We start from the raw sequence: 10,329 nt of genomic DNA, 5'->3' as shown, positions 1-10,329 counted from the left end.
AGCACTTCGGAGGTACGCCCCGATGACGGAAGACCGGAAGCTGGTCGATTACCTCAAGTCGGTCGCCGCCGATCTGCGCGAGACCCGTCGACGGCTCCAAGAGGTCGAGTCCGGCAGGCATGACCCGATCGCGATCGTGTCGATGGCGTGCCGCTTTCCTGGTGATGTGAACTCCCCTGAGGACCTGTGGCGGCTGGTCGCCGAGGGCGGCGACGCGATCGGGGAGTTCCCGACGTCGCGTGGCTGGGACCTCGGGGCCGTCTACAACCCGGATCGGGAACGCCGGGGGACCAGCTACGTACGCGTGGGCGGGTTCCTGCACGAGGCGGGGGAGTTCGACCCCGGCTTCTTCGGGATCTCGCCGCGTGAGGCGCTGGCGATGGACCCGCAGCAGCGGTTGTTGCTTGAGGTGTCGTGGGAGGCGTTCGAGCGGGCCGGGATCGACCCGGTGTCGCTGCGCGGCAGCCGTACCGGCGTGTTCGCCGGGGTGATCTACCACGACTACGGCCCGAGCGTCGACTTCCCGCTGGACGTGCGGAGCTTCGTCAGCACCGGGACCGCGGGAAGCATCGCCACCGGGCGGATCGCCTACACGCTGGGCCTGGAGGGCCCGGCCGTGACAGTGGACACGGCCTGTTCGTCGTCGCTGGTGGCGCTGCACCTGGCGGCTCAGGCGCTGCGCTCCGGGGAATGCTCGCTGGCGCTGGCGGGCGGCGTGACCGTGATGGCCACGCCCGGCATGTTCATCGACTTCAGCGCCCAGGGCGGGCTCGCGGCCGACGGACGCTCCAAGGCGTTCGCCGACGCGGCCGACGGCACGAACTGGTCCGAGGGCATCGGCATGATCGTGCTGGAGCGGCTGTCGGACGCCCGCCGCAACGGCCACCAGGTGCTCGCGATCGTGCGCGGCTCTGCGGTCAACCAGGACGGCGCGTCGAACGGCCTGACCGCGCCGAACGGCCCGTCGCAGCAGCGGGTGATCCGGCAGGCGCTGGCCGGCGCGGGGCTCACCCCCGCCAACGTCGACGCGGTGGAGGCACATGGCACCGGTACGACGCTGGGCGACCCGATCGAGGCGCAGGCCCTGCTGGCCACCTACGGTCAGGACCGGGACCAGCCGCTGCTGCTGGGCTCGATCAAGTCGAACATCGGCCACACCCAGGGCGCCGCCGGTGTGGCCGGTGTGATCAAGATGGTCATGGCCATGCGGCACGGCCTGCTGCCCAAGACCCTGCACGTGGACGCGCCGTCCTCGCACGTGGACTGGTCGGCGGGCGCGGTGGAACTGCTGACCGAGGCCAAGCCCTGGCCGCGAAACGATCGGCCGTGGCGGGCCGGGATCTCGTCGTTCGGTTTCAGCGGCACCAACGCGCACGTGATCATCGAGCAAGCCGAGGAGGCTGCGCAAGCGCCGGAGACTCCGCCGATCACGGGTGTGGTTCCGGTGCTGGTCTCGGGCCGGACCGAGCAGGCTCTGCGGGTGCAGGCCGAGCGGCTGGCGTCTCACCTGAGCACCGAGCCGGAGTTGGCCGATGTCGCGTTCTCACTGGCCACGACCCGGTCGGCGTTCGAGTACCGGGCCGTGGTGCTGGCGGGCGACCGTGACGGTCTGCTGGCCGGACTGGGCGCGGTGGCCGAGGACCTGCCGGGTGTGGTGCGCGGGGTGGCCGCGGTGGAGCCGCAGCTGGCCATGCTGTTCACCGGTCAGGGGAGTCAGCGGGCCGGGATGGGCCGCGAGTTGTATGACCGGTTCCCGGTGTTCGCGCAGGCTCTGGACGAAGTGGTCGCCGAGCTGGGTGGTTCGTTGCGGGAGGTGTTGTTCTCCGATTCGGAGGCGTTGGATCAGACGGGGTGGGCGCAGCCGGCGTTGTTCGCGCTGGAGACGGCCCTGTTCCGGCTTGTCGAGTCGTGGGGTGTGCGGCCTGAGGTGCTGGTTGGCCACTCGGTCGGGGAGATCACCGCTGCGCATGTGGCCGGGGTGTTGTCGCTTAAGGACGCGTGTGCTCTGGTGGCGGCGCGGGCGCGGTTGATGCAGGCGCTTCCTGAGGGTGGGGCGATGGTGGCGGTTCAGGCTTCCGAGGAGGATGTCGCCGCTCTGCTGGTCGGGCGTGAGGGTGAGGTGTCGATCGCGGCGGTGAATGGCCCGGCTTCCACCGTGATCTCGGGGGTTGAGCGGGCGGTTCTTGAGGTGGTCGATGCGTTGGGGGTGAAGTCGCGGCGGTTGCGGGTGTCGCATGCGTTCCATTCGCCGTTGATGGAGCCGATGCTGGCGGAGTTCCGTGCGGTCGCCGAGACGCTGACCTACAGTCCGCCGGAGATCCCGATCGTGTCCACGTTGACCGGAGAGACAATGTGCTCGCCGGAGTACTGGGTGAAGCAGGTACGCGGCGCGGTCCGGTTCGCCGACGCCATCCACACTCTCCAAGATCAGGGCGTGGGGGCGTACCTGGAGTTGGGTCCTGATGGGGTGCTGACCGCGATGGCCGCCGACACCGTGGATGTGGTGCCGGCGCTGCGTAAGGACCGCGACGAGGAATCCGCGATCATGTCCGCGCTGGCCGAACTGCACGTGCGGGGAGTGCCCGTGGACTGGCAGGCGGTGCTCCCGCGCGGCCGCCGGATCGACCTGCCCACCTATCCGTTCCAGCACGAGTGGTACTGGCCCAGCGCGCAGCGGACGGGCGACGTCCGCAACCTGGGACAGGCCGCGGCCGGGCATCCTCTGCTGGGTGCCGCGGTGGCACTGGCCGCCTCGGACGGCGCACTGCTGACCGGCCAACTCTCGTTGCGATCACACCCCTGGCTGGCCGATCACGTCGTGGGCGGAAGGGTGCTGTTCCCCGGCACCGCGTTCCTGGAACTGGCCGTACGGGCGGGCGATCAGGTCGGCTGCGACCGGGTCGAGGAACTCACCCTGGCGGTGCCGCTCGTCCTCACCGACACCGACGCCGTAACGGTGCAGGTGTGGGTGGGGGAGGAGGAATCGGGCAGACGGGAGCTGGGCATCTACACCCGGCCCGCCGACGCCGAGGACGACGAGCCCTGGGTACGGCACGCGGTCGGCGTCCTCGCCGCCGGCGGTCAGGCCCCCGAGCGGCTCGGCACCGAGATCTGGCCGCCGCAGGACGCGTCCGCGATCGAGCTCGACGGACTGTACGAGCAACTCACCGGCAGCGGGCTGGACTATGGACCGCTGTTCCAGGGCCTGCGGGCGGCCTGGCAGCGTGGTGACGAGATCTTCGCGGAGGTCACCCTCCCGAGTCGGCTCGAATCGGACGCCGGCGCGTTCGGCCTGCATCCGGCCCTGCTGGACGCGGCGCTGCACGCGGTGGCGTTCGCGGGGCTGGACGATTCCGAGAGCGGCTGGTTGCCGTTCTCGTGGGGAGAGGTGTGCCTGCACGCCGGCGGCGCCTCGGCACTGCGCGTACGACTCGCCAGGACCGAGGGCGACACCGTCTCGCTGGCGGTGGCCGACGCGGCGGGCGAACCCGTGCTGACAGCGCGATCACTCGTGCTGCGCCCGCTCACGGCGGCGACCGGCGAAGGCGGACGCAGAGGCGACCGGGACCTGTTCAGGGTGGCGTGGACGGCCGCGCCGCCGGCGCAGGCGACCGGCCCCGCGCCAACGGCGGCGGTGGTCGGCCTGCACGACTTCGACCTCGCGGACCCATCGATGTTCGGTCCCACCGGCCAGGTGCCGGAGGTCGTGGTGACGGAACTGACCTCCGACCCGTGCGACGCGGTGGTGGAGGTGACGCACGAGCTGAACGCCCGCGTCCTGGCCGTGTTGCGGCAGTGGCTGGCCGACGATCGTTGCCGGGATTCACGGCTGGTGTTCGTGACGCGGGGCGCGGTCGCGGTCGGGGACGATGAGGTCCTGTCGGACCTGCCGGCCGCCGCGGCCTGCGGTCTGGTGCGCAGTGCCCAGTCGGAGAATTCGGGCCGGTTCGTGCTGGTGGACCTGGAGGAACAGCAGCAGTCATGGCCGGAGACGCTGCCCGCCGTGCTGGCTTGCGGTGAGCCACAGGTGGCGCTGCGCGCGGGAGGCGTACGGGTGCCGCGGCTGGTCCCGGCGGGGACGGCGGCGCTGACTCCGGGCCGGTGGGACCCGGAAGGGACGGTGCTGATCACCGGGGGAACCGGTGGCCTCGGGGCGTTGTTCGCCCGGCACGTGGTGGCCGAGCACGGGGTGCGGCATCTGGTGCTGGCCGGCCGGAGGGGCCTGGAGGCCCCGGGCGCGATGGAACTGCGGGCAGAGCTGATCGCGCACGGCGCCGAGGTCGAGGTTGCCGCGTGTGATGTGGCGGATCGGGATCAGGTGGCGGCGCTGCTGGCCGGCATCCCCCGGCTGGTCGCGGTGATCCACGCGGCGGGCGTGCTGGCCGACGGGACCATCGCCTCCCTGACTCCGGAACGGATCGCCGCCGTGCTGCGGCCCAAGGTCGACGCCGCCTGGCACCTGCACGAACTCACCGCGAACCATGAACTGGCCGATTTCATCGTGTTCTCCTCGGTGGCGGGCACGATCGGCGCTCCGGGCCAGGGCAACTACGCCGCCGCCAACTCCTTCCTCGACGCGCTGGCCCAGCGGCGCCGTACCGCCGGACTGCCCGCGCTGTCGCTCGCCTGGGGCGCGTGGGCTCAGGACAGCGGCATGACCGGCACCCTGAGCGCCGGCGACATGGAGCGGCTGGCCCGCGCCGGCACACCGCCCCTCACCCCGGAACAGGGCCTCGCGCTGTTCGAGTCGGCCATTTGTTCCGACGCGGCGGTCGTGGCCCCCGTCCGCCTGGACCTGCCGGTGCTGCGCGGCCAGGCCGAGATTCCGCCGCTGCTGCGCAGACTGGTACGCGTGCGGCGCCGCTCCGCGGCGGGCCGGTCGGCGGTGGCCACCACCCTGCTGCAGCGGCTGGCTCCCCTCGCCGCGGCCGAGCGCGCCGAGCTCCTCCTGGACGTGGTACGCACCGAGGTGGCGATGGTGCTCGGGCACGTCTCGCCGGAGACGGTGGAGGTGCGGCGGGAGTTCCGCGAGCTGGGCTTCGACTCGCTCACCGCCGTCGAACTGCGTAACCGGCTGAACGGCACGACCGGCCTTCGGCTGCCGTCCACGCTGGTGTTCGACTACCCGACACCGGCGCTGCTGGCGGAATACCTGCTGGCCGAACTGCTCGGCGAGCACGCCGACGTGGTGGTCCCCACCGAGGCCCGGCCGGTGGCCGACGACCCGATCGTGATCGTGGGCATGGCGTGCCGCTATCCGGGCGGGGTCACCTCGCCGGAGGATCTGTGGCGGCTGGTGACCGAGGGCGCGGACGCGATCACCCCGTTCCCGACCACGCGGGGCTGGGACCTGGGGTCCTTCTACAACCCGGACCGGGAACGCCGGGGCACCAGCTATGTGCGTGAGGGCGGCTTCCTGCACGAAGCGGGGGAGTTCGATCCCGGGTTCTTCGGGATCTCGCCGCGTGAGGCGCTGGCGATGGATCCGCAGCAGCGGTTGTTGCTGGAGGCGTCGTGGGAGGCGATCGAGCGGTCCGGGATCGACCCGGTGTCGTTGCGCGGCAGCCGTACCGGGGTGTTCGCCGGGATGATGTACCACGACTACGCCAGCAGTGTGTCGTTCCCGCCGGAAGTGATGGGCTTCGTGGGCACCGGCACGGCCGGAAGCGTCGCGACCGGCCGTCTGTCCTACACGCTGGGGCTGGAGGGCCCTGCGGTGACGGTGGACACCGCGTGTTCGTCGTCGCTGGTGGCGTTGCATCTGGCGGCGCAGGCGTTGCGTGGTGGTGACTGTTCGCTGGCGTTGGCCGGTGGCGTGACGGTGATGGCGAACCCGGGGGCGTTCATCGACTTCAGCGCTCAGGGCGGTTTGGCGGGTGACAGTCGCTGCAAGTCTTACGCCGATGCCGCCGATGGGGTCATCTGGTCCGAGGGTGTGGGCGTGCTGGTGCTGGAGCGGCTGTCGGACGCCCAGCGTAACGGTCACCAGGTGCTCGCGATCGTGCGTGGCTCCGCCGTCAACCAGGACGGTGCCTCCAACGGTCTGACCGCGCCCAATGGCCCGTCCCAGCAGCGGGTGATCCGCCAGGCGCTGGCCGTGGCGGGGTTGTCCCCTCTGGAGGTGGACGCGGTCGAAGGACACGGCACCGGTACGACGCTGGGTGACCCGATCGAGGCACAGGCCCTGCTGACCACCTACGGCCAGGACCGGGACCAGCCGTTGTTGCTGGGGTCGATCAAGTCGAACATCGGTCACACGCAGGCGGCGGCGGGTGTCGCAGGTCTGATCAAGATGGTCATGGCGATGCGGCATGGGGTGTTGCCGAAGACGTTGCACGTTGATGCACCGTCGTCCCATGTGGAGTGGGACACAGGCGCGGTGGAACTGCTGACCGAGCCGGTGGAGTGGCCGGAGGTCGGCCGGCCGCGTCGGGTGGGTGTGTCGTCGTTCGGGATCAGCGGCACGAACGCGCATGTGATCATCGAGCAGGGTCCGCAGGCGGTCGTGGAGGAGCGGGAGCCGGTCGGCGGCGTGGTGCCGTGGGTGGTGTCGGCGAAATCCGAGGAGGCGCTGCAGGCCCAGGTGGGTCGGCTGGCGTCGCATGTCGATGCTTATAGCGATCTGGATGTGGGTTTCTCGCTCGCGACGACACGGTCTTTGTTCGAGCACCGTGCGGTGGCGGTCGGCAGGGATCGGGAGGAACTGCTGGCCGGGCTGGCTTCAGGGGCGGTCCGGGGTGTGGCCGACGTCGAAGGCCGGATGGTGTGGGTGTTCCCCGGCCAGGGCGCGCAATGGGTGGGCATGGGTGCGGCGCTGTTGGAGGAGTCGGCGGTGTTCGCGTCGCGGATGGCCGAGTGCGCTGCGGCGTTGGAGCCGTTCGTGGACTGGTCGCTGCTGGACGTGGTCCGAGGCGCGCAGGGGCTGGATCGGGTGGATGTCGTCCAGCCGGTGTCGTTTGCGGTGATGGTGTCGCTGGCTGCGGTGTGGGAGTCGCTTGGTGTGCGCCCGGATGCCGTGGTGGGCCACTCGCAGGGTGAGATCGCGGCGGCGGTGGTGGCCGGGGCGCTCTCTCTGCAGGATGGCGTGCGAGTGGTGGCATTGCGCAGCCGTCTGATCGGTGAGCGGCTGGCCGGTGGTGGCGCGATGGCGTCGGTGGCGTTGCCGGTGGAGCAGGTGCGCGAACGGCTGAACGGCCAGGTGTCGGTGGCGGCGGTGAACGGCCCGGGATCGGTCGTGGTGGCCGGTGCGGTCGCGGCCGTCGAGGAACTGGTCGAGGCGCTGGCCGGGGACGGGGTGCGGGTTCGCCGGATCGCGGTGGACTACGCCTCGCACTCGGCTCAGGTGGACGAGATCCGAGATGAGTTGGCCGAGGCGCTGGCCGGGGTGCGGGCGCAGCCGGTCGGGGTGCCGATGTTGTCCACGGTGACCGGCGAGTGGGTGCAAGGGCCGGAGCTGGACGGCAGTTACTGGTGTGAGAATCTGCGTCGCACGGTGTCTTTCGCTCCGGCGATCGAGCAGTTGCTGGAGCAGCGGCATCGGGCGTTCGTCGAGGTGAGTCCGCATCCGGTGCTCACGGTCGGCGTCAGCGAATGCGTGGACAAGGCCGATGTCGTCGCGGTGGTGGGTGGGACGTTGCGTCGCGATGAGGGCGGCCTGGATCGGGTGCTGTTGTCGGCGGCTGAGCTGTTCGTCCGTGGTGTGAACGTGGACTGGCGGCAGGTGCTGCCGGGCGGACGCCGGATCGACCTGCCCACCTACGCCTTCCAGCACCAGTGGTACTGGCCCGCAAGAACAGGCCCCCAACTGGGCAACGTGGCAGCGGCCGGGCTGGCGGCGGCGGGCCATCCGCTGCTGGGCGCGGCGGTCGGCCTGGCCGACTCCGACGGGGTGTTGCTGACCGGGCGGTTGTCCCTGTCGTCTCACCCCTGGCTGGCCGACCATGCGGTGGCCGGCACGGTGATCTTCCCGGGTACCGGGCTGCTGGAGCTGGCGATCCGGGCGGGCGACCAGGTCGGCTGCGATCGGGTCGAGGAGCTGACGCTGACCGCCCCGCTCGTACTGGGCGAGGACGACGCGGTGGCCGTGCAGGTGTGGGTGGGCGCCGCGCAGGAGACCGGCCACCGTAGCGTGAACGTCTACGCCCGTCCGGCGGAGGCCGCCGCCGATGTGCCGTGGCTCCGGCACGCCACCGGCACCCTGGCCACCGGCACGCCCACGACCGGCACGCCCGCCGCTCTCCCGTTCGATGCGCAGGTGTGGCCCCCGCAGGGCGCGACCGCGATCGGGCTGGACGGGCTGTACGAGAGGCTGTCCGCGGGCGGGTTCGAGTACGGCCCGGTGTTCCAGGGGCTGCGCGCGGCCTGGCTCGGCGCGGGCGGCGAGGTGTTCGCCGAGGTCGCGCTGCCCGAACAGGTCGGTGACGCGGCTTCGTACGGCGTGCATCCGGCTCTGCTGGACGCGGCGCTGCACGCGGTGAGCTTCGCCGGGCTGGACGACGCCGGGGGCGGCCGGTTGCCGTTCTCGTGGGGAGAGGTGTGCCTGCACGCGGGCGGCGCGTCGGTGCTGCGCGTGCGGCTGGCCAGGACGGGCGACGATTCCGTGTCGCTGACGGCGGTGGACGCGGCCGGGGATCCGGTGTTGTCGGCGCGCTCCCTCGTGTTGCGCCCATTCTCGGCAGACCAGCTCGCGGGTGGCGGTCAGGCGACGATGGGGGACGGGCTGTTCCGGCTGGAGTGGACCACACTCTCCGACCTTCCCGCCGTCGAGCCGGTGCCGATGGCGGTGATCTGTCTCGCGGAGCCGGATGCCGCCGGGCCGGTCGAGGTGTACCGGGACCTGTCGGAGTTGCTGGCGGCGGGACCGGTGCCGGGCGTCGTTCTGGCCGCGACCGTGCCGTCCCCGGACGCGGTGGCCGGCACGCACGAGGCGACCGCCTCGGTGCTGGAACTGCTCCAGGGATGGCTGGCCGATGAGCGGCTGGCGGATTCACGGCTGGTCGTCGTCACGCGGGGCGCGGTCGCCGTGGACGAAGGGGAGCAGGTCGGCGATCTGGCCGCCGCGGCGGTGTGGGGCCTGGTGCGGTCGGCACAGTCGGAGAACCCGGGCCGGTTCGTGCTGGTGGACGTGGATGATCAGGAGTCGGCACTGCCGGCGGTGCGGGCCGCGCTCACGGCCTCGGCCGAACCGCAGGTGGCGGTCCGGCGCGGCGAAGTGTGGGTGCCACGGTTGGCCTCGCTGGCCTCAGGAGCGGGATTGGTGCCTCCCGCCACTGGGGCATGGCGGCTGGGCAGCCGGGCCAAGGGCAGCCTGGACGCGCTGGAGTTGCTTCCGTTCCCGTCCGAGCCGTTGGAGGCCGGTCAAGTACGGCTCGCGGTGCGCGCGGCGGGCGTCAACTTCCGCGACCTGCTGGACGGCTTGAACGCGCTGGGCTGGTTCCAGGACAAGGTCGGGCTGATGGGCGGCGAGGCCGCCGGCGAAGTGCTGGAAGTCGGCCCCGGCGTGGCGGACCTGCACCCGGGAGACCGCGTGGTCGGCCTGGTCGAAGGTGGTTTCGGCCCGGTCGTGGTGACAGGAGCCGGCGCGCTGACCAAGATCCCCGATGGCTGCTCGTTCGAGCAGGCGGCGACGATCCCGGTGTCGTTCCTGACGACCTACTACGGACTGATGGACCTGGCCGGATTGCGGCCGGGCGAATCGCTGCTGGTCCACGCGGGCACGGGCGGGACCGGCATGGCCGCGATCCAGCTTGCGCAGCGCCTCGGCGTCGAGGTGTTCGCCACGGCGAGCCCGGCCAAATGGGACGTGCTGCGCTCACTGGGCATCCCGGACGATCACATCGCCTCCTCCCGGGACCTGGACTTCGAGGAGCGCTTCCGCGGCCGCGACATCGACGTGGTGCTGAACTCGCTGACGGGCGAGTTCATCGACGCCTCGGCACGCCTGCTACGACCCGGCGGCCGATTCATCGAGATGGGCAAACTGGACATCCGCGACCAGGACCAGTTCCCCGGTCTGACCTACCACTGGTTCGACGTCCTGGACGCCGGACCTGAACGGTTGCGTGAGATCCTGGCCGAGCTGATGGAGCTGTTCGCCTCGGGCGAGCTGCACCCGCTGCCGGTCACCGCCTGGGACGTGCGCCGGGCCAGGGAAGCGTTCCGGTTCATGAGCCAGGCCCGCCACACCGGCAAGATCGTCCTGACCATGCCCCGCCAATGGGACCCGGACGGCACAGTGCTCATCACGGGCGGCACCGGCGGTCTCGGCGCGGAGGTCGCCAGACATCTGGTGACAGAGCACGGAATGCGACGCCTGCTGCTCACCAGCCG

Annotated in this window: 1 protein-coding gene (cut by a window edge); it reads left to right on the top strand. The window is 71.4% G+C overall.

Going from position 1 to position 10,329, the window contains the following annotated elements; translation table 11 throughout:
- Positions 1 to 22 precede the first annotated feature (22 nt).
- Positions 23 to 10,329, top strand: the start of a protein-coding gene (locus tag AB0I81_RS34540) for a type I polyketide synthase (RefSeq protein WP_360665420.1). It continues 36,397 nt past the right edge of the window; the window shows 10,307 of its 46,704 coding nt (coding positions 1–10,307); the start codon lies at positions 23 to 25; the stop codon falls past the right edge of the window.

It is taken from the genome of Nonomuraea sp. NPDC050404 (genome assembly GCF_040655495.1).
Classification (GTDB): domain Bacteria; phylum Actinomycetota; class Actinomycetes; order Streptosporangiales; family Streptosporangiaceae; genus Nonomuraea.
Note: the sequence above shows the minus strand (reverse complement) of the source record. Positions and strands in the feature narration are given on the sequence as shown.